General features: G+C 73.5%; 20 protein-coding genes. 11 read left to right on the top strand and 9 right to left on the bottom strand.

Going from position 1 to position 19,693, the window contains the following annotated elements; translation table 11 throughout:
* Positions 1-98: 98 nt before the first annotated feature.
* Entirely contained in the window at positions 99-2,717 is a 2,619-nt protein-coding gene (locus HNR10_RS03835; protein ID WP_376769725.1) for an HAD-IC family P-type ATPase, read from the bottom strand.
* A gap of 451 nt (positions 2,718-3,168) precedes the next feature.
* Between HNR10_RS03835 and HNR10_RS03830 the strand changes: the two genes are divergently transcribed.
* The 4 genes from HNR10_RS03830 to mshC all read left to right on the top strand — a co-directional run bounded on the left by HNR10_RS03830 (position 3,169) and on the right by mshC (position 6,312).
* Entirely contained in the window at positions 3,169-3,954 is a 786-nt protein-coding gene (locus tag HNR10_RS03830) for an NRDE family protein (RefSeq protein ID WP_179820888.1), read from the top strand.
* A gap of 309 nt (positions 3,955-4,263) precedes the next feature.
* Complete coding sequence (locus HNR10_RS03825) at positions 4,264-4,668, top strand: hypothetical protein (protein WP_179820887.1); 405 nt, start codon at positions 4,264-4,266, stop codon at positions 4,666-4,668.
* 115 nt (positions 4,669-4,783) lie between these two features.
* Positions 4,784-4,996, top strand: a complete 213-nt coding sequence (locus HNR10_RS03820) for a hypothetical protein (RefSeq protein ID WP_179819766.1) — start codon at positions 4,784-4,786, stop codon at positions 4,994-4,996.
* 92 nt (positions 4,997-5,088) lie between these two features.
* Positions 5,089-6,312 (top strand): cysteine--1-D-myo-inosityl 2-amino-2-deoxy-alpha-D-glucopyranoside ligase, encoded by a 1,224-nt coding sequence (mshC, locus tag HNR10_RS03815; RefSeq protein ID WP_179820885.1) that lies wholly within the window; start codon positions 5,089-5,091, stop codon positions 6,310-6,312.
* Positions 6,313-6,528: 216 nt separating this feature from the next.
* On the opposite strand, the gene HNR10_RS03810 is transcribed toward mshC, so the two are convergent.
* Positions 6,529-7,881, bottom strand: a complete 1,353-nt coding sequence (locus tag HNR10_RS03810) for a potassium channel family protein (RefSeq protein WP_179820883.1) — start codon at positions 7,879-7,881, stop codon at positions 6,529-6,531.
* A 428-nt stretch (positions 7,882-8,309) separates the two neighbouring features.
* On the opposite strand from HNR10_RS03810, the gene HNR10_RS03805 reads away from it, so the two are divergent.
* On the top strand, positions 8,310-9,251 hold the full coding sequence (locus HNR10_RS03805) for a C45 family autoproteolytic acyltransferase/hydolase (protein ID WP_179820881.1): 942 nt from the start codon (positions 8,310-8,312) through the stop codon (positions 9,249-9,251).
* 19 nt (positions 9,252-9,270) lie between these two features.
* On the opposite strand, the gene HNR10_RS03800 is transcribed toward HNR10_RS03805, so the two are convergent.
* Complete coding sequence (locus tag HNR10_RS03800) at positions 9,271-9,750, bottom strand: MarR family winged helix-turn-helix transcriptional regulator (protein ID WP_179820880.1); 480 nt, start codon at positions 9,748-9,750, stop codon at positions 9,271-9,273.
* Positions 9,751-9,851: 101 nt separating this feature from the next.
* Between HNR10_RS03800 and HNR10_RS03795 the strand changes: the two genes are divergently transcribed.
* A complete protein-coding gene (locus HNR10_RS03795; protein ID WP_179820878.1) occupies positions 9,852-10,226 on the top strand; it encodes a cupin domain-containing protein in 375 nt (124 codons plus the stop codon).
* Positions 10,227-10,285: 59 nt separating this feature from the next.
* On the opposite strand, the gene HNR10_RS03790 is transcribed toward HNR10_RS03795, so the two are convergent.
* The 3 genes from HNR10_RS03790 to HNR10_RS03780 form a co-directional block, all read right to left on the bottom strand.
* On the bottom strand, positions 10,286-10,669 hold the full coding sequence (locus tag HNR10_RS03790; RefSeq protein ID WP_312889099.1) for an SdpI family protein: 384 nt from the start codon (positions 10,667-10,669) through the stop codon (positions 10,286-10,288).
* Positions 10,670-10,921: 252 nt separating this feature from the next.
* Positions 10,922-12,217, bottom strand: coding sequence for an extracellular catalytic domain type 1 short-chain-length polyhydroxyalkanoate depolymerase (locus HNR10_RS03785; protein ID WP_179820877.1), 1,296 nt, complete (start codon positions 12,215-12,217; stop codon positions 10,922-10,924).
* Between the two features lie 229 nt (positions 12,218-12,446).
* Positions 12,447-12,965, bottom strand: a complete 519-nt coding sequence (locus HNR10_RS03780) for a nitroreductase family deazaflavin-dependent oxidoreductase (protein ID WP_179820875.1) — start codon at positions 12,963-12,965, stop codon at positions 12,447-12,449.
* Positions 12,966-13,081: 116 nt separating this feature from the next.
* Here HNR10_RS03780 and HNR10_RS03775 point away from each other — a divergent pair, with 116 nt between their 5' ends.
* From HNR10_RS03775 to HNR10_RS03760, 4 genes are all read left to right on the top strand, one after another.
* Complete coding sequence (locus tag HNR10_RS03775) at positions 13,082-14,257, top strand: hypothetical protein (RefSeq protein WP_179820873.1); 1,176 nt, start codon at positions 13,082-13,084, stop codon at positions 14,255-14,257.
* Positions 14,258-14,370: 113 nt separating this feature from the next.
* Positions 14,371-14,781, top strand: a complete 411-nt coding sequence (locus HNR10_RS03770; RefSeq protein WP_179820872.1) for an ABATE domain-containing protein — start codon at positions 14,371-14,373, stop codon at positions 14,779-14,781.
* A 105-nt stretch (positions 14,782-14,886) separates the two neighbouring features.
* Positions 14,887-15,471: an HhH-GPD-type base excision DNA repair protein gene (locus tag HNR10_RS03765; protein ID WP_179820870.1), complete on the top strand. Its 585-nt coding sequence runs from the start codon at positions 14,887-14,889 to the stop codon at positions 15,469-15,471.
* A gap of 172 nt (positions 15,472-15,643) precedes the next feature.
* A complete protein-coding gene (locus tag HNR10_RS03760) occupies positions 15,644-16,510 on the top strand; it encodes a formate/nitrite transporter family protein (protein WP_179820869.1) in 867 nt (288 codons plus the stop codon).
* A 38-nt stretch (positions 16,511-16,548) separates the two neighbouring features.
* Here HNR10_RS03760 and HNR10_RS31675 read toward each other — a convergent pair whose 3' ends face one another.
* A complete protein-coding gene (locus HNR10_RS31675) occupies positions 16,549-16,674 on the bottom strand; it encodes a hypothetical protein (RefSeq protein WP_281390090.1) in 126 nt (41 codons plus the stop codon).
* Positions 16,675-16,716: 42 nt separating this feature from the next.
* Here HNR10_RS31675 and HNR10_RS03755 point away from each other — a divergent pair, with 42 nt between their 5' ends.
* Positions 16,717-17,184 carry a hypothetical protein gene (locus HNR10_RS03755; protein WP_179820867.1) on the top strand — a complete coding sequence of 156 codons (468 nt, stop codon included), beginning with the start codon at positions 16,717-16,719 and terminating at the stop codon, positions 17,182-17,184.
* A gap of 15 nt (positions 17,185-17,199) precedes the next feature.
* Here HNR10_RS03755 and HNR10_RS03750 read toward each other — a convergent pair whose 3' ends face one another.
* Both HNR10_RS03750 and HNR10_RS03745 read right to left on the bottom strand, forming a co-directional pair.
* Positions 17,200-17,433, bottom strand: coding sequence for a sigma-70 family RNA polymerase sigma factor family protein (locus HNR10_RS03750; protein WP_218897609.1), 234 nt, complete (start codon positions 17,431-17,433; stop codon positions 17,200-17,202).
* A 32-nt stretch (positions 17,434-17,465) separates the two neighbouring features.
* The gene (locus tag HNR10_RS03745; RefSeq protein ID WP_179820866.1) at positions 17,466-18,653 is read right to left on the bottom strand and encodes an NAD(P)/FAD-dependent oxidoreductase; all 1,188 of its coding nucleotides are present in this window, start codon (positions 18,651-18,653) and stop codon (positions 17,466-17,468) included.
* Positions 18,654-19,693: the final 1,040 nt, after the last annotated feature.

Below are 19,693 nucleotides of genomic sequence, written 5' to 3'. Positions count from 1 at the left end.
GCCGCGCGACGCTCCGGCGGCACTCGCGCCGGGTGCTCAGCGGTCGACAGGGGAAGCGCCGTGGTCTCCCGCCAGCGTAAACGCGCTCTCGCTCCCGGTCACCCCGTCGACGCCCGGCTTGACGCGGGTTCGTCAGAATCGGCCTCGCGCCGCGCCTTCGCGGTCATCCGGTCGTCGACCACCCGGATCACGGTGATCGCGACGATCGCCACGCCCGCCACCGCCAGGCCGGTCAGGACCTTGGTCGGGTCGCTGACGTCCAGGTCGAAGAACCACTGGCCCAGAGGCGTCACCATGATGGTGGTCAGCAGCCCCACCATCGAGCCGACCAGCACGACCTTCCACCACACGTACGGCTTGGCCACCAGCAGCAGCACCCACAGCGTGGTCGCGCACAGGGTGATCACCACCGCGGTGCGGTCGGCCGGGTCCGGTACGGTCCGCCCGCCCAGCACCAAAAGGTAGGTGGTCACCGCCGCCAGGCCGGCCACCACCCCCGACGGGATCGCCAGGCGCAGGGTCCGTCCCACGAACCCCGGCCGGGCCAGGTCGGTGTTGGGCGCCAGCGCCAGGAAGAACGACGGGATGCCGAACGTGACCGCGTTGATCAGCGTCGCGTGGCGGGGGAAGAACGGGTAGGCCACCGCGAGCAGGCCCACGATCGTGGCCAGCGTCATCGTGTACACGGTCTTGGTGAGGAAGAGGCTGGCCACGCGCTCGATGTTGCCGATGACCCGGCGGCCCTCGGCCACCACCCTCGGCAGCGCGGCGAACCGGTCGTCCAGGAGGACCAGCTGGGCCACGGAGCGCGAGGCCGGACTGCCCGACCCCATCGCCACGCCGATGTCGGCCTCCTTGAGCGCCAGCACGTCGTTGACGCCGTCGCCCGTCATCGCCACCGTGCGGCCGCGGTCGCGCAGTCCGCGCACCATGTCCCGCTTGCGCTCGGGGGTGACCCGCCCGAACGCCGACCGCGACTCCACCTCGCGGGCCAGGCCGTCGGCGTCCCCCGGCAGGTCGCGGGCGTCGACGGGCCGCTCGGCCCCGGGCAGGCGGAGTTCGCGCCCCACCGCGCCGACCGAGGCCGCGTGGTCGCCGGAGACGATCTTGACGTCCACGCCCTGTTCGGCGAAGTAGTCCAGGGTGGGCGCGGCGTCCTCGCGCACCCGCTGGTCCAGGACCACCAGCGCGACGGGCCGCACGGGACCCGGGGCGCCCTCGGCGTCCACGCGCGCGCCGGCCCTGGCGAGCAGCAGCACGCGGTGGCCCTGGGCGCCCAGGCGGGCCGCCTCGGCCGCGGCCGGGTCGTCGTCGGAGGTGAGCACGTCGGCCGCGCCCAGTACCCAGTGCTCCTCGCCGGCGGGCGTGCGCAGGCTCGCGCCGCTCCACTTGCGGGCCGAGGAGAAGGGGGCCAGGGCGGTGACCGGCCAGTCCGGCGCGGGCCCGCCCGAGGCCGCGCAGCCCTGGGCGATGGCGGCCATGCTCGGGTTGGGGTCGGGGTCGCTGCCCGCCAGTGCGGCCAGCACGAGGGTGGGCGAGGAGGCGGGCGCGCCGTTGCCGTCGGGGGCGCCGCCCAGGTCGCGGATCTCGGCCAGGCGCATGCCGGCCTCGGTGAGCGTGCCGGTCTTGTCGGTGCAGACCACGTCCACCCGGGCCAGGCCCTCGATGGCCGGGAGCTCCTGGACCAGGCACCGGTGCCGGCCCAGGCGGATCACGCCTACCGCGAAGGCGATGCTGGTGAGCAGGATGAGGCCTTCGGGGATCATCGACACCAGGGCCGCGACCATGCCGCGCAGGGCGTCGGCGAGCGGGCCGGAGACCTGACCGCCCGCGACCGATTCGTCCAGGGCGACCTGGCCGCCCAGGAACAGCTGGCTGTAGACCAGCAGGCCGCCGATCGGGAACAGCGCGTAGGTGATCCAGGTAAGGATGCGGTTGATGCCCGAGCGCAGTTCCGAGCGGACCAGCGAGAACCGGCTGGCCTCCTCGGCCAGACGGGCGGCGTAGGCGTGTCGGCCCACCTTCGTGGCCCGGAACCGGCCCGTGCCCGCCACCACGAAGCTGCCCGACATCACCGTGTCGCCGGGGCGCTTGAGGACCGGGTCGGCCTCTCCGGTCAGCAGGGACTCGTCGACCTCCAGACCGCTGACGGAGGTGACCACGCCGTCGACGACGATCTGGTCGCCCGTTCCGACCTCCAGGATCTCGTCCAGGACGATCTCCTGCGCGGCCACGCGCACGGTCGCGCCGTCGCGCACCACCCGGGGGCGTGCGGCGTTGACGATCGCGAGCTTGTCCAGGGTGCGCTTGGCGCGCAGCTCCTGCACGATGCCGATGAGGGTGTTGATGACGATGACCATCGCGAACAGCCCGTCCTGGACGGGGCCGATCACGGCGATGATCGCGAACAGCACCGCGATCATGGCGTTGATCCGCGTGAACACGTTGCCGCGCACGATCTGGGCGACACTGCGGCTGGCACGGACCGGCACGTCGTTGGTGCGGCCGCTCGCGATCCGCTCGGCCACCGCGGCGCGGGCCAGCCCCTGCTCGGTCCAGGGTTCGGCCGGTCCCTGGGGGCCGTCGTCCGGCCGGTCGCCGGTGAGGGTCGGGACCGACGCGGCGGGCGGGGGAGGAGAACCGCCGTCGGTGCCGTGGCGGCCGTCGCCGGGCCGGTCGGAGGGCCGCTCTGACGGCCGGTCGGATGATTCGGGCACGCACTTCTCCTGGCTGCGACAGGTAGGACGGGAAGCGGGGTACGCGGGAGGCTCCCGACACGGGTGTGACCTCGAAGTGAGGCACGCCCCAGCCTAGGGCGCGTTCCGCGGACACTCGCCCTGCTGCGCGGTGCCCCAGTGGCGCTATCGCCGCGTTCTCATCAGTCGACAGCCAACCCCGGGCTGACTCCTTCTTCGGCCTTGCGAGAGCACCACTGGATGCCCCGCTCGCGACGGGCAGCATCCACGGAACACACCCTAGAAGACTCTCCGGCCGGTGTCGGGCGCGCTCGCCCCCGGACGGGGGTGGTGCCCGCACCCGGCGCCCGGGGTGCGGTGGGCCGTACCCCGGGCTCGGCGGGAGGGCGGCGGGTGGGGTTTCATGGGAGGAGGACGGTCGGTACCGGTCGCGGACCGCACCGGCCACCGCGGCTCGACAGTGAGGGGCACCATGTGCACGGTCATCGTGGGTTTCGATCCCGCGGCGCACACACCGCTGGTGATCACCGCGATCAGGGACGAGATGCGCTCGCGTCCCTGGGACGGGCCGGGGCGCCACTGGCCCGACCAGCCCTCCGTGGTCGGTGGCCGTGACCGGCTGGCCGGCGGCACCTGGCTCGCCGTCGATCCGACCGGGCCGCGGGTGGCGGCGCTGCTCAACGGCTGGCCGTGGGACGGGCGGATGCCGTGGGAGGGCAGCTACCCGGCCAGCCGGGGCGACCTGCCCCTGCACGCCCTCGCCGTGCCCGAACGCGATCCGCTGGCCGAGGAGGACCTGTCGCGGTACGCGCCCTTCCACCTGCTGGTGGCCGACGCCGGCCGCGCCGACCTGCACAGCTGGGACGGGCGGCGGTTGCACTCGGGTCCCGTGCCGGTGGGGGTGAGCACGGTGGTCAACACCGGGCTCGACCCGGCCGATCCGCGCGCGCTGCGGCACACACCCGAGTTCGCCGCCACCCGGCCGGACCCGTCGCCGCTGGCGGAACGGGACGGGGTGGCGCGGGTCTGGGGCCGCTGGCCGGACCTGGTGACCGAGGCCGCGCTGGCCAGGCCGCGGTCGGCCGGCAGTGACGAGTCGGGCGACCCCTCGGGGCTGATCGCCCACGCCGACCTGGGCGACGGCCTGGTGTGGGCCACCGGATCGGTGACCCTGCTGGCCCTGGACGACCGCACGATCCGCTACGCCTTCACCGACACCCCCGCCGATCCCGCGGCCTGGCGGATGATCGGTCTGTGAGCCGTCCGGTCGGCGGCCCAGCCGGCGCCCGGCCACCACCCGCAGCACCGGGGCTGAGCCCGCGCCCGGGCGGCGGGTCAGCGGCGGGTGGGAGGCGGGAACCGGGACGGTCCTCCCACCGTTGGTCGGTGCGGGTGGCCGGACAACCGTGACAATACGGATGGGAACGGTCGGTGGAACGAGCTCCGGAAAAGGGTAGGAATCCCTGCCCGAAACCGCGTCATATGCGGCGTGGGGGAGCGTATCCACGGTGGACCGCGCCGAAGGCGGTCCCGATCGTGATCCCGACCCGACTCGGAAGGACCCCCGATGAACGCCATTCCGGCCACCGACCAGCCGTACACCCCGATCGCCCGCCCCGTCACGGACCCCGCCGCCCTCGTCGGACGCTGGGTGCGTCTGCGCGACGACAGAGCCGAGCACGTCGGCGTCCTGGTCCACGCGGCCCCCACCGCGCGCGCGGAGGAGGGCCAGGAGTGGGCGTGGACGCTGCGGACCCCCTTCGAGGAGGTCGCCGGCACCGGCCGTCCCTCCGTCGAGCCGGTGGCCGGCCGGGCCGCGGCCCCCGCCCGCCGCGCCCGCGGGCGGCTGCGCGCGGTCCGCGCCGACCTGGCCGAGTTCGCGCCCGCGGGCGACACCGGCCCGACCCGCGCCCGGGACCTCGTCGAGGCCGACCTGGACCAACTGGAGTGGGAGCTCGCGGCGCAGCCGTGACCCGTCCGACATGGTGACACTGTCAACCCCCTGTGTGATCGGTGCGTCTCCTGAGGGACGGCGCGAACGCCGTCGGACGCGCGTGCGCGGCACGCGCTCAGGGGCAGGGGTAGTCATGAGGGAACCGGACGGTAGAACGCGATCCGGCTGGTCGACGGGTCTGATGGAGACGGGCGCCTACTGGCTCCTGTACGTGGTGTCGGTCAGCGGAGCGCTGCTGCACTGGCGGCTGGGCAATGTGGTCCTGGCCGCCGGATGCGCGGCCGCGGCCGTGTTCGGGGCCTTCCTCATCGGGCGCGACCACGAGGACTCCACCGCGCACCGCTGAGCTATTCCCGCCGGATGTGGGGTCATCATCACCCGACATACCCACCGTCCGGGGGGCGTTTGCCGCAGGGTGGGGCGGATAGTCTTCCCGGTATGCGTTCATGGTCTGCGCCTGACATCGTCTCCCTGCCGGGTACCGGCGGCCCCCTTCGGATCCACGACACGGCCACCGGTCGGATACGGGCGACGGATCCGGGCCCGCGCGCGGGCATGTACGCGTGCGGCATCACGCCCTACGACGCCGCCCACCTGGGGCACGCGTTCACCTACCTGACCTTCGACCTGGTCAACCGGGTGTGGCGGGACGCCGGGCACGAGGTGAACTACGTGCAGAACACCACCGACATCGACGACCCGCTCCTGGAGCGGGCCGAGGCGATCGGCGTGGACTGGCGGGACCTGGCGCACCGCGAGATCGACGTGTTCCGCGACGACATGGCCGCCCTGCGGATCATCCCGCCGACCTCCTACGTCGGGGTGGTGGAGTCGGTCGACCTCATCAGCGACCTGGCCGCGCGGATCCGTGACACCGGCGCCGCCTACGAACTCGACGGCGACGTGTACTTCTCCGTGGTCGAGGCGTCCGGGTTCGGCGGGATCAGTGGCATGGACCGCGCGGAGATGCTGGAACTGTTCGGCGAGCGCGGCGGCGACCCCGACCGCACCGGCAAGAAGGACCCGCTGGACTGGCTGCTGTGGCGCGCCGAGCGCCCGGGGGAGCCTGCCTGGGAGAGCCCGCTGGGCCGCGGCCGACCCGGCTGGCACATCGAGTGCAGTGCCATCGCCCTGGACCGGCTCGGCCCGAACTTCGACCTCAACGGCGGCGGCAGCGACCTCATCTTCCCGCACCACGAGATGGGCGCGGCCGAGACCCGCAGCACCACGGGCGGCCCCAACGCCCACAACCACCTGCACGTGGGCATGGTGGGGCTCAACGGCGAGAAGATGTCCAAGTCTCTGGGCAACCTCGTGTTCGTGTCCAAGCTGCGCGAGCAGGGCGTGGAGCCGGCCGTGATCCGCCTGGCCATGCTGGCGCACCACTACCGGGCGCCGTGGGAGTGGACCGACGCGGAGCTCCCGGTGGCGTGCGACCGCTTCAAGCGCTGGCGCTCGGCCGTCGCGCTGGGTTCGGGCCCGGACGCCGCGCCGATGCTCGCCGCGGTCCGCGCGGCCCTGGCCGAGGACCTGGACTCCCCGACCGCCCTGGCGGCCGTGGACACGTGGGTCGCGGGTGCCCTGGCCGGGGACGGCACGGACACCGGCGCGCCCGCCCTGGCCCGCGCCACCATCGACGCCCTCCTGGGCGTGGAGCTCTAGCACCGGCCCTCGCGGAACCCGCCCCGAACCACAGCTCGCGCGCCGACCGCGGTGCGCCCCAGGATCCGGACCCCGGGCCGCACCGGGATTCGATCCCAGGTGCGGCCCACGGTCCAGCTCCAGGCACGCATCGCGGTAGCGGTGTGAGGTGCGCTCCGCGGTTGGGCCCCAAGTGGGGACAGCGGTCCCGTCCCGGGCGTGCACCGCGGTCCGGGGTCAGGCGGGGACCGCGGTCTCCACGTGCGCGCAGCCCTCGCGCGCGGCCAGCGGCCAGGGCGCGAAACCGCCGTCGGGCAGGCGCACGGACACCTCGTGGCCGTGCGTGATGACGCCGGTGGCCGGGACGCCCCGGAGCCGGGCCAGCACGTAGGCGGCGGACAGGCTCGTCACGTCGCGGATCGTGCCCAGGGGCAGCAGGGAACGGGTCTCGGCGATCGCCTCGTGCTCGCCCGCGCGCAGGACGACCCTGGTGTCCCGTGCGACGCCCTGGGCGGCGATGGCCACGGTGATGTTGTCCAGGTCGTCGGAGCCGACGGCGGCCAGCGCGCGGGCGCGGCGCAGATGCAGTCGCTCCAGGACGGCCCGGTCGCCGCCGTGTCCGGCCACCACCGGGATCCCCAGCGACCGGGCGAGCCGGACGTTCGGCGCGTGCGGGTCGCGTTCGATCCCGACGACGGGGATGCCCAGGCGGCGCAGCTCGCAGCACAGCCGCAGGCCGACCTGCCCGATGCCGACGACGATGACGTGTCCGAACCGGGGGACGGTCCGGGGCCCGATCAGTCCGACCAGCCGGGGGCCGAGCATGCGCTCGATCAGGCCCGCGGTGAACATGGCGGTGAAGACGATCGTGCCGAGCATGAGCACGCTGGACACCAGCTGGTAGGCGGTCGAGTGCACGTCGGTCGCCGGGCCGACGGTCGAGACCACGCGGGCGGCGTCGAAGAGCGCCTCGGCGGGAGGATGGCCCAGGCCCAGCAGCCACACCCAGTCGGCCAGCAGCGAGGCCAGTATCCCGGTCAGCCCGCCGAGCATGAGGCGGGTGCCCGCGTCGTGCGAGCGCAGCTGACTCGCCAGGCGGCTCCACCAGGCCCGCCAGCCCGCGCGCCGACGCGTCCAGTCCTCGGCGCACGGCGTGCCCGCCCTGTCGAGCCGGACCGCGCGGGCGCGGCCGGCACGGCCGTAGAGCGCGGCGATCCCGGCGTCGGCGCAGGGTCCGGCCAGGGCGGGGGAGGCCAGGTCGGCGGGTGAGGTGACGTGGCACTGCGGCAGCAGCCGGAGCAGTTCGTCCGCGACGGTGCGGTCGAAGACGGTCACGACGATCGGGACGTCGGCGCGCATGTGCGCGACGGCCAGCGCGTAGCGCAGGGCGGCGGCGTCCTCGTGCAGCAGAACCGCCACGGCGTCGTGGGGTGTGGCCATCGCCTCGCGCAGGTCTTCGTCCCCTGGCCGGGCGAGGTGCTGGACGGTGGAGGCCTCCTGCCGGAGCGACGCGCACACGCGGCGCGCCAGGTTGGTGTCGCCGACGATGACGAAGGATCGGTGCTCGACGGGGTCGTGCGCTTGACTCATGGGTCGGTTCCCTGGTCGGACGGCCTCGTTGCCGCCGACCGGTGTCGGGGTGATCGGATGATCCCGGGTATGGCGCGCCGCGGGGCAGCGGCGGCGTCGGTCCTGGCTCCGGTCCTGGGTGGGATGCGTGGTCGTCTCTCCCGGGAGCGGCGCGACCTTCCCCTGGGGGCGCGAACGACGCGCCGTGACCGGCAGGGGGAGGCGACGGCTCCGGGGCCCGGTGATTCGGGACGAAGCCGTCATCTGCGGTCAGAGTGTAGAGGTCGGCGCCGCCGGTGACCTGGGCGGGGTCGGGTGGACGGAGGACGGGCGCGGAATCCGGGCTCCCGTGCCGGCCGGCATCGGCCCCCGAACCCTCTGGCGCGCCGTCCCGGAACGGGATTGGATCGTCCGGAGACACGTGGTGCGAGGCGAGGGAGCGGGCGGCCATGGGCCACAGCAAGACCTTCGGGGCGATCGAGGTCGGAGACGGCGGCGACGGCCGCTGGGGCGACTACGCGCGCTCCCGGTGGCCGGAGCTGTCCTGGTGGCTGGATCCGGAGCGGCGGACGCCGGAGCACGCGGCCCGGGGCCGTGCGCTGTTCGCGGAGCACATGCCGGAACTGGTCGGTGTCCGCGAGCGGCTCGCCGCCCAGCTGGACCGGCCGGACGGCGACAGCTTCCTCACCTTCGCGAACATGCGGACGTCCTTCGCCGGATGCACGCAGATCGGCGGTGCGGGCCGACTGCTGCGCAACTACGACTTCGCCCCCGAGCGCTGTGAGGGCACGATCGTCCACTCCCGCTTCCTGCGGCCGGTGATCGGCACGCAGGAGGCGGGCTGGGGCCTGCTCGACGGGATGAACGACGCCGGACTGGCGGTCTCCCTCACCTTCGGCGGACGGTTCGTCCACGGCCCAGGGTTCGCCGTCCCCCTCGTGCTGCGCTACCTCCTGGAGACGTGCGCGACGGCGGACGAGGCGGTCGGCCGCCTGCGCACGATCCCGATCAGCACCGCCCAGAACCTCACGCTGGCCGATCCGCGCGGAGCGGTCACCGTGTACGCGGGGCCGGACATCGCGCCGACCGAGGCACCGGAGGCCTGCGCCGCCAACCACCAGGAGGAGCCGGTGCCCGAGGGGCAGGAGCGGTTCTCCCGGACCCGGGAGCGGCTGGAGCGCGTGCGCGCCGTGGGCGCGGACGTGGCGGCGATGCTCCGGCCTCCGCTGTACATGACCGCCTACGACGAGGGCCTGGGCACGCTGTACACCGCGGACTACCGACCGGCGGAGGGGCGGGTCGCCTACCACTGGCCGGGGGAGCGCTGGGAGCAGTCCTTCGAACGGTTCACGACGGGATCGCGCACGGTGGAGCTGGGGACGGCCGGCTGAGCCCGCGCCGTCGCGGTCCTCAGATGAGCGGGCGCGGGGCGCGCCCGGTCGCGGCCTCCTCCCGCGGCGCCTCCATGCCCCTCATCGCGGCGAGGACCTCGCGGGCCGCGGCCACGTGCTCGGGCCCCACCCGGTCGGCGAGGCGCCGCTCGTAGTCCTGGTGGAACGCGTGCCCGGCGGCCAGGAGCGCCCGGCCGTGGTCGGTGAGGACGAGCCGTTTGCTGCGGCCGTCCTGCGGGTCGGGGACGCGCCGGACGTACCCGGCCGCCACCATCTCGTCCACCGCCTTGGCGGCGCCCTGGTGCGTGACGCCCATCCGTGCGGCGAGCCTGGCGGTGGTCAGGCCGTCCGCGCCGGCGGCGGCGACCTCCTTGATCGCGAAGCCGAGGCTCTGGCCGAGGGCGGCGAACCCCGCTTCGGCGAGGTGTGCGTGCAACTCGGCGACCATGCGTTGGAAGGCCCGCCCCACCAGCACTCCGAAGTCCCGGTCGTGATCCATGTCCGCTCCCCGTCGACGCCGTCGTGCCGCCCAGTATACAAACCGAGTTGTACAAGCTAAGTTGTACAAACTAGGTTGTATGAATCGAGGAGGGAGACGGCATGCCGGTCGTCCACAGCAGCACCGCGCCCGCGTTCACCATGCACAACGCCACCTTCACCGGTCTGGCCGCGCCCAGCCGCGGCGCTCGGGAGACCTGCGTCTGGCGCACCGAGCTCACCCCGGGCGTCGAGGGGCAGGCGCACTCGCTCACCCGGGAGGAGGTGCTGGTCGTGCTGTCGGGCGGGGCCGTGGCCACCGTGGACGGTACCGAGCACGCGCTCGCCGAGGGGGACGCGCTCATTGTGCCGCCGAACACCGCGTTCGCCCTGGCCAATCCGCACGATCGGCCGTGCACGCTCATGGCCGTGCTCCCCGTCGGCGGACAGGCGGTCCTGCCCGAGGGGGAGCCCTTCACCCCGCCCTGGGCACGGTGAGGCGGTGGCGGGCCCGGCCCCGCCGGGGCCGGGCCTCCTCGGCCGGTCCGGTCAGCGATCTAGAGGCGGCCCTGAGGCCCGGAGGCTCCAACCGACCTGCGGACCTCACGTACCCCCAGCACCGCTCCCACCAGCAGGATCACGGTCATGGCGGCCAGGACGGCGAACATGGGCGCGATCACGCTGCCCGGATCACCGACGACCGCCGCCCAGACCACGAAGGCCGCCCCGGCCACCGACATGAGCAGGCAGGCCCCGAAGAAGTAGGGCTGTGCCTTCCTGTGGGCGGTGAGCCACGACTCCTTCGACGCGAGCGTCGTCGGAACGCGTAGGCCCGGGCTTCGGTCGATATCGACGTCCTCGCGAACGGAGGAGACCGAGGTCCAGCCGAGGAAAGCGCTGATCAGGCCGAAGACGATTCCCACCGTGAACCAGTCGGCCACAGTGACACCACCCTTCATCGAGTACGTCGCATCGTGCGTCGGTCGCATACCCGCCACAGGCGCACGTGACGAGGTCCGGTGAAAGACGCGTGCTCCGTGCGTGGACTCCGGTGTCGACCTCCGACCTCCCGCGCGCCTTCCGCTGGATTCGACGCGATTCTGGTTGATCGCGATTGCATGGGAAACCGGCCGGAGCCGGGGGCGGCCTGGGCCGGGGGCGCGGCCCCGCCGGGGCGGAGCCGCGCCGCGGAGTCAGCCCGTGGCGCACTCCGCTCCGTTGAGCGTGAAGCCGGTCGGCGCGCCGGCGTCTCCGGAGTGCGACGCCTGGTAGCCGATGCCCACCTCGGCGCCCGGGGCGATGGTGGCGTTGTGCCCGGCGTGGGTGGCCACGACCGTCCCGCCGCTCGTGCTGTAGGTGGCGTTCCAGCCGGAGCCGATGCTCTGCCCCTCGGGGAGCGTGAACTCCAGGGACCAGTCCTCGACGGGCGCGTCGCCGGTGTTGGTGATGGTCAGCGCGGCGGTGAGACCGGTGTTCCACCCGTTGGTCGAGGCGGTGACCCGGCACTCGCCCTCGGGCTCCGGGTCGGGGCCGGGTCCGGGGTCGGTGCCCTCGTCCAGGCCGAAGAAGGTGATCACGTGCGCGGCCATCCCCGAGGTGATCACGTTGTGCCCGACCCCCTCCACGCTGATCGCCTCCACCGGGGCGCGGTCACCGGTCGCGCCGTAGCGGGTCCGCTCCCAGTGGGGCTGGGGCCGGTCCGTGGCGTCGGGGTCCGTGCCGAGGCCGTGGACGTTCGTCCACTGCTCGATCTCCTCGGCGAAGTTCGCGTAGTGCAGGACGTCGTCCTCGCTGCCGTGCCACAGCTGCATGCGCGGACGCGGGCCGTCATAGCCCGGATAGGAGTCCCGGACCAGGTCACCCCACTCCTGCGGGGAGAGGTCGATCCGGCCGTTGGAGCATTCGTTGTTCCACCCCGATCCGTCGGTGGTGGCGAAGCAGCCGAACGGCACCCCGGCGAACGCCGCGCCGGCCGCGAACACGTCGGGGTAGTTGGCGAGCATCACGTTGGTCATCATGGCGCCGGAGGAGACGCCGGTGACGAAGACCCGCTCGCTGTCGGCGCCGTGGGCGCGGACGGTGTGGTCGATCATCGAGCGGATGCCCACCGGGTCGCTGCCGCCGTCGCGCCGCAGGGCCTCGGGGGAGGAGACGTCGAAGCACTGGCTGCTGCGCGTGACCGAGGGATAGATGACGATGAAGCCGTGCTGGTCGGCCAGGGCGGCGAACTCGGTGTTGGCGTGGAAGACCGGTCCGGTTCCGGTGCACCAGTGCTGCGCCACCAGGATCGGTGGATCCTCCGCGACATTGTCGGGGACGTAGAGGAACATGCGCAGGTCGCTGGGGTTGGCGCCGAAGTCGTCGATCTCGGTCAGGGTGGCCGCCGAGGCCGGCGGGGCGGCCACGAACAGGGCCGCCAACAGCGGTAGGACGGTGGCGGCGACGATGCCGGCCACTCTGGTCAGGGGGCTCTTGCGTGCGTTGGTCACGTGCCTCGACCTTTCCCGGCTGTGGGGGTGGGGGTGGGGGCCGTTCGGGCGCCGCGCCGACGGAGCCGGTGTGCCACCGGGCGGGCCCAGCGCGCCCGGCGGGGGCCGCCGTATGGGAGCGCTCCCGAAAACTATCCGGGCCCGCGCGCACCCCGTCAACCCCCGCAGTGACGGGTCGTTCACGCACGGAGCCCGACCACGCGGACCGTGCCCCGGTGGGCACGGGTGGCTACCGGTCCGAGAGGTCCGGGAAATCGGACCGCGGCGGGTCGGTCGGCGCCAGCCGGACGATCGGGATGCCGTCGGGGTCCGCGCCCACCCGCGCGAAGGACTCCGGCGAGCCGTCCACCTCGAAGCCCAGCCCGCCCAGGAGCGCCCGCGCTGCCGCGGGATGGTGCTGGGCGTAGTGTGCCAGCGCCCTCCCGGCCTCCTCCGGCGGGAGCGGCGTGGCCCGGCCCCGGTGCCGGTGCGCGCCCACCTGGAACATCACCCGCGGCTCGGCCACGATGTTGCGGTACCACTGCGACCGGCGCCCGTACCCCGACGCCACCAGGACCGTGCCGGTGGCCTCGTTGGAGCCGACCACCTCCAGGACCGCCTGGCGCGCCGTCCCGCTCGTGCGCCCCCTGTGCGTCAGCAGGACGAAGCGGCGCCCCATCAGCGGACCCAGCCCGAGCCGGTAGATCCAGATCGGCGCGCGGAACAGGGCCCTGCGCATCGGGGTGGTCGGCGGCCGGGAGATCGACATCGGAGGACCTTCCTGTGACGGGGCAGGGGTGGAGGAGACGACAGTACTCGCGCGCCGGGCCGGGTCGGCGGTAGCCACGCCCGTGGAACGACGGTGCCCGCTGGCAGGATGCGCGTATGCAGACAGGACTGGACGTACTCCACACGACCGACTGGGACCGGACCCTCCACGCCTACGGTGCGTCCGGGGACGCCCCCGGGCGGCTGTCCGGGCTCCTCGCCGACGACCCGGACACACTCACGCGGAGCCTGGACTACCTGTACAGCGCCATGCTGCACCAGGGCACCCTCTACCCGGCGACCGTGCCGACCGTCCTGTTCGTCGCCGGGCTACTGGAGCGCCCCGGCGCGGGCCGGCCGCACCCGGACGCCGGAGCCGGCCCCGAACCGCTGCGCGCCGCCCTGCTGGGCTTCCTCCGGGACACGGCCGAGTCCGCCGACACCGGGGAGAGCGACGCAGCACTCGCCGAGCGCGCCCGGCTGTCACCGGCCGAGCGCGACCGCGTCGTCGAGGCGGTCCTGGCCGACGACGAGGACGCGTGGGAGGAGCCCGCCCTGGAGGCGCTGACGTGGCAGGTCGTCGTGGACCTGCGCGCCGCCGCGCCCGTCCTGCGCGACGCCGTCCAGCCCCTCCTCACCTGCCAGGACGCCCTGCTGCGCTCGCGCGCGGTGGAGGCGGCCGCGGCCATCGCCGCCCTGGGCGGGCTGGACCTGGACCTGTCCGGGGCCGCGGACATGGCCGAGACCCGTGACGAGGCGGCCGTCATCGTGCTGGCCAAGGGGGAGGCGGGCGGCGACACCTCCGAGTTCCTCACCCACACCGATCCGGCCATCCGCGCCTGCGCCGCGCTCGCACCCGCCCTGAGCACGAACACCGAGGCCACCAGGGTCCTCGTCGAGTCACTGGACGATCCATGGGAGGCGGACCGGTGGTTCGGGACCCGTCCCGCGGCCTTCGGCGGCCACGTCAGGTTCACCCTCGTGCGGACGCTCGCCGAGCGCGCGGGCCCCGGGGACGCCGAACGCCTGCTGCCCGTCCACCGCCGGATGGCGGCGCTGTCGTCGGCCTACACGGCCGAGGCGGACTGCGGGCCGCTGCTGGAACTGGCCTTCGCCCGCGCGCCCGGGGACGGCGTCCCCGACGAGCCGACCGCGGTGCAGCGGGCCTACCTGCGGGCGCTGCTGGACAACGACGAGATCTGGTCGGGGACGGTCGCCAACTTCTCCGTCCGCCTCAAGAGCCTGGGCCTGCCCATGGACCGGGAGGGCGTCCGGGAGCTCGTGGGGCCCTGAGGCCGACCGGATCGGGGTGTTTCGGCACTCTTCGCGTGACTCGGTGGCCACCTGTGGCCACCGAGTCACGCGTTCGCCTGTATCGGTGGCCGAACCGTGGTGTCATGGCCTTCATGACGACCCCCACGCGGCCCGGCAGGGCCGCCGAACTCATCAAGGACTTCGTCTCCGCGGACGGGCACCTCGCCGACCGCGCCGACCTCGCGCGCTTCCTGCGCAAGTACCGGCTGGTGACCGAGGGAGCCATTCCCATCACCCTGGCCGACCTCGACGAGGCGGTCGCGCTGCGCGACGGCATCCGCGCGGTCCTGGCCGGAGGGGCGGACACCGACCCCGAGGCGGTCGCGCGCGGGCAGAAGGTGCTGGACGGGCTGCGGGTGACGGTGCGCATGGAGCCCGACGCGGACGGCGCGGTGCCGCTGGCTCCGGCGGTGGTGGACGAGGTACGGCGCGGCCTGGCCCGGGTGGCCGGTGCGTGGGCGGCCGTCCTGGCCACGGAGGAGTGGCGCGACCTGCGCGCCTGAGACCGGCCGGCCGCGACCCGATCGCCGGGACCGGCCTGCCGCGAGCTCGGCGTCCCCGGCTCGTCGCGGGCGGGCCGGGCCCGCGGCGATGGCAGGATCGGGGACATGAACGACACGCTGCACATCACCGGTGACGCCGAGGCCGACGCCCTGCTGTCGAGGGAGCCGCTGGCGCTCATGATCGGCATGCTCCTCGACCAGCAGGTCGCCATGGAGGTCGCCTTCGCCGGGCCGAAGAAGATCGCCGACCGGCTCGGCTCCCTGGACGCCGCCGACCTCGCCGGGCGCGACCCGGAGGAACTCGCCGAGGTCTTCGGGCGCACCCCGGCGGTACACCGCTTCCCCTCCTCGATGGCCAAGCGGGTCCAGGCGCTGTGCGCGGCCCTGGTCGGCGACTACGACGGGCACGCGGAGCGGGTCTGGACCTCCGGCGACCCCGACGGGCGCGAACTGCTCCGCCGCCTCAAGGCCCTGCCCGGTTTCGGCGACCAGAAGGCGCGCATCTTCCTCGCCCTGCTCGGCAAGCAGCGGGGCGTGCGCCCCGAGGGCTGGCGCGAGGCCGCCGGGCCCTACGGGGAGGAGGGCTCCCGGCGGTCGGTCGCCGACATCGTCGACGAGCAGTCCCTCACCGAGGTCCGCGAGACCAAGCGGGCCGCCAAGGCCGCGAAGGCCGCCCAGAAGAAGGGCTGACGCGCGGCCCGCACGCGCCGCGCTCACCGCCGGAGGCCACCGGCGGTGAGTGGACGGTAACGGCGGCGCCCACTCCGGGGCACGGCGCGGAAACCTCCCGCGCGGACACTCGCCTGGAATCTCCCGGGTCGAAGCCGCGACCCGGGGAGTATCCGCACACCGGAGGGATGGCATGTCCTACCTGGCCCCGCCCGAGTTCGCCACGAGGATGGTCGACGCGGGCGCAGCGAAGATGACGATGTCCACCCGCGACACCCTGATCCGGTCGTTCATGGCGGGGGCCATCCTCGCCATGGGCGCGGCCCTCGCCATCACCGTCACCGTGCAGACGGGCAACGCGCTGCTCGGCGCGGTCCTCTTCCCGGTGGGCTTCTGCATGCTGTACCTGCTCGGCTACGACCTGCTCACCGGTGTCTTCACGCTGGTTCCGCTGGCCCTGATCGACCGCAGGCCCGGCGCGACGTTCACGGGTCTGCTGCGCAACTGGGGCCTGGTGTTCGTGGGCAACTTCGCCGGGGCGTTCATGGTCGCCGTCCTCATGGCGATCATCGTCACCACGGGCTTCGCCACGGACCCCGACGAGGTCGGGCAGCGCCTGGGCACGATCGGCGAGTCGCGGACCGTGGGCTACGCCGAGTTCGGCGCCTCGGGCATGCTGACGCTGTTCGTCCGGGGCGTGCTGTGCAACTGGATGGTCTCCACCGGTGTGGTGGGCGCGATGATGTCGAGGACCGTGGGCGGCAAGGTCATCGCCATGTGGATGCCGGTGATGCTCTTCTTCTACATGGGGTTCGAGCACTCGATCGTCAACATGTTCCTCTTCCCGGCCGGGCTGCTGCTCGGCGGTGAGTTCTCGGTCGGCGACTACCTGGTGTGGAACGAGATCCCCACCGTCCTGGGCAACCTGGTGGGCGGCTTCACGTTCGTGGGTCTCATGCTCTACACGACCCACGTGCGCACCAAGGACACCTCGCCGAAGCCGATCGACGTCACGAAGCCGGGCCTGGAGGAGAGGGTCTCCGTCCCCGTCGCCAAGTGACCCCCTCGGCCGGACGCTGGTCCCACGGCCGGTTCGGCTCAGCCGCCCGTCCTGGGCTCACGCGCGACCCGCCGCGCCGCGCGCGGGTCCAGGACGGCGCCGGTCGACAGCACCAGGCGGACGACGCCCAGCACCGCGAAGGCGGGGGCGACCGCGCTGCCCACGGGATCGGCTCCACCGTCGACATGGCCGTGTATGTTCCGTCCATGATTCCCCCACCGCGCAACACCGCGGGCACCCAGTACATCCCGGACATCCTCCGCGACCCCCGCACATGGTGGTGGGGCGTGCTCGGCGGCAATCCCGCCGCGGCCGAACAGGACCTGCGCGACCTCCGGGAGGGGCTGCCCCTGCGTTCGGTCGCCTTCCTGCGGCTGGACGGGAACCTCTTCCGCCAGGGAATCCTGGTGATGCACCTCGCCGGCCCCGAACGCCTCGCGTGGCGCAAGTGGCGGCCGTTCCGCACGTTCGGCAGACCGGTGCCGCTGCCGCGCCCGCACGAGGTGATCGACGTCCGCGAACCGTCCTCGTTCGCCGAGCGGCAGCTCGGCGGCGTGCGGGTGCTCACGCTCAGGGCCGGCACGGAGATCTGGGAGATGGCCGTGGTCGCCATCGACGTCCCCGTCGTCATGACCGCTCTGGCCGAGGCCGAGTCATGGGCGCCGGACGCCTAGGACCGGGCCCCCGCGTCAGCGCAGGGACAGCGGCGTCTCCTGCCCGACGCGGGTCGGCTTCTCCGGGTCGCGGACGTAGTACAGGCCGGTGATCCTGTCGTCCTCCACCCGGACCGCGATGACCCCGTCCATCTCCCCGTCCACCCGGACGGCCGGCGCGGGGTGGCCGTTGACCACGGTGGGGCCGACGGTGAGCGCGACGCCGCTCCGGCGACCCGCACCCGCCGGATCGGTGGTCTGGTCGCCCATGGCGGGCCCCTCTCGTCGTCCCTGCGCTGCCGTCAGCGCGCGGTCGGGGCCGCGCCGTGCCCTTCGCGCAGCAGCGCCTCCCGTTCGCCGTCCCTGGTCCACCACGAGCGCGCCCCGGGCTTGCGCGCCTCCTGCGTCAGCTGCCAGAGGATGCCCCGGCAGATGATCTCCTTGACCCTCCCACCGGGTCGTCCGCCGACGGAGAACCGGGTCGGGGCGTCGTTCCTGCGCGTCGCCTGGAAGAGCCCGGTGCGCCGCCCCAGGCTGAGGCACAGCCCGTTGAACCCGGCGGTGACGGGCGCGGGCCGCTCTCCCGCGATGTGGCCGAGCACGGTCTCCGCCGCCTGCGGGCCCAGTTGGACCGCGGCCTGGCAGCTCATCCGATAGGGCAGGTCGGAGGGCGCCGCCGAGTCCCCGGCGGCGACCACGCGCGGGTCGTCCACACTGGTCAGCGTCTCGTCCGTGCGCAGGCGGCCCAGGGCGTCGGTGCTCAGACCGCTGCGCGCGGCCAGGTCCGGTACGCCGAACCCGGCGGTCCACACGGTCACGTCGGACGGCAGGACACGGTCGTCGTCGAGTCGCACGGAGTCGCGGGTCACGGCCGTCACCCGGGCGCCGGGGCCCGCGAGCACGGTCACACCGAGCGCGTCGAGCCGCCCGGCGACCGCGCGCCGGCTCCGCGGGTGCAGGCCGGGGCCGAACACACCGCCGCAGACCAGGGTCACGGCGCGCCCCCGCTCCGCCAGTTCGGCGGCGGCCTCGATCCCGGTCGGGCCGGCGCCGACCACCGTCACACCGGCGGTGGCCGGGGCGGCATCGAGGACCGACCGCACGCCCCGGGCGTCCTCCAGGGTGGCGATCGGGTGGGCGAACTCGGCCGCCCCGGGCACGTCGGGGTCGGCGCCGCCGCTGCCGACCGCGTAGACCACGTGGTCGTAGCCGAGGGTGTCGCCGCTCGCCAGTGCCAGGCGGCGCCCGGCCGTGTCGATCCGGGTCACGGTGTCCACCACCAGCCGGACCCTCCCGGCCAGGACCTTCTCGAAGTCGGCGACCGCGTCGTGGGTGCCGCCCACCAGCTGGTGCAGGCGGATCCGGTCCACGAAGTGCGGGCGCGGGTTGACGAGGGTCACGGTCACGTCCTCGCGCCGCGTCAGGCGGCTGGCCGCCATGGCCCCCGCGTACCCGCCGCCGATCACGACCACCTCGGTGGTGCCGTTCATGGTGTCTCCCTTCGCTGTGCAGCGTTCGGCATGGAGACACCACTCGCCCGGATCCTGTGACAGGTGTGCCGGGGATCACACCACGAACGGAACGGGCCCCGGAGGCCGTTCGCACGGCCATGGCCACCCCCTCCCAGCGGAGCTCAGACCGTGGTGGAGATAGGCGTCGCCGGTCAACAGGGCGATCCTCTGATCTTCGAAGGCTTCACCCCATGGCGGCAGGCGTGCCCGATCTCGGACAGGGCCATCACGATCAGGCCGTCCACGGTTGTAGCGATGACGATCGACTCCCGCAGCTCGGCGCCTGTCCACCCGGGCCGCCAGCACCGCGGTGTGCGCACTCGGCGCCGCAGCGGGCATCGGCCCCTCGGACAACGGCGAGGCGTTCGGTCCGCACGTGTTACGCCACACCTTCGGTACCGACCCTTGTGCGCGGCCGCGTCCACCTCGCGAACGAGCCGGTCGACGTGGTCCTGGGGGCCGAGCTGGTCGTCCACGCCGATCTCAACACCACCGCCGGTGGCCACGGAAGCGAACAAAAACCCGCGCGCTGGAGGCGCTCACCATCGACCGGTGAGCCGGCGAAGGGCACAGCAAGCGGGGGTCCGACGGCGGGCGCCGGAGGCGCGGAGAACATCGGGCCGCAAACCCGCGTACCTGAACAGCACCTTAGGTGTTGTTGGCTTCCCACTCTTCGAGTGAGGCATGGAGACGGGCTGTCAACGTCTTCGGAGTCCGGGGGTCGCTCGCAGCGTGCCGCAGGTACTCTTCCGCTCCCTGTAGCAAGGCCGACGCCGGGTACCGAAGGGCCGCGACCGCGTGTGTGCGAGGCGCCTCGATGTGACTCAAGGAGTCGACGCACCTGCGTTCAAACTGCGACCGGATGTGTCCGCGAAGATAGCCGCGCCAGGTCGACCTGCACCGCCAGTGCCACCGTGCGTCGGTAGCGCACCGGCAGGCCAAGAATCCGATCATGTTGGGGTGTCGACGCTGCCATTCGGCGTCCAAGGGGTAGACGTCGGAGCTGGAGGGGATGTGCT

The organism is Nocardiopsis aegyptia (genome assembly GCF_013410755.1).
GTDB lineage: Bacteria > Actinomycetota > Actinomycetes > Streptosporangiales > Streptosporangiaceae > Nocardiopsis > Nocardiopsis aegyptia.
This window is presented reverse-complemented; position numbering and strand designations above follow the sequence as displayed.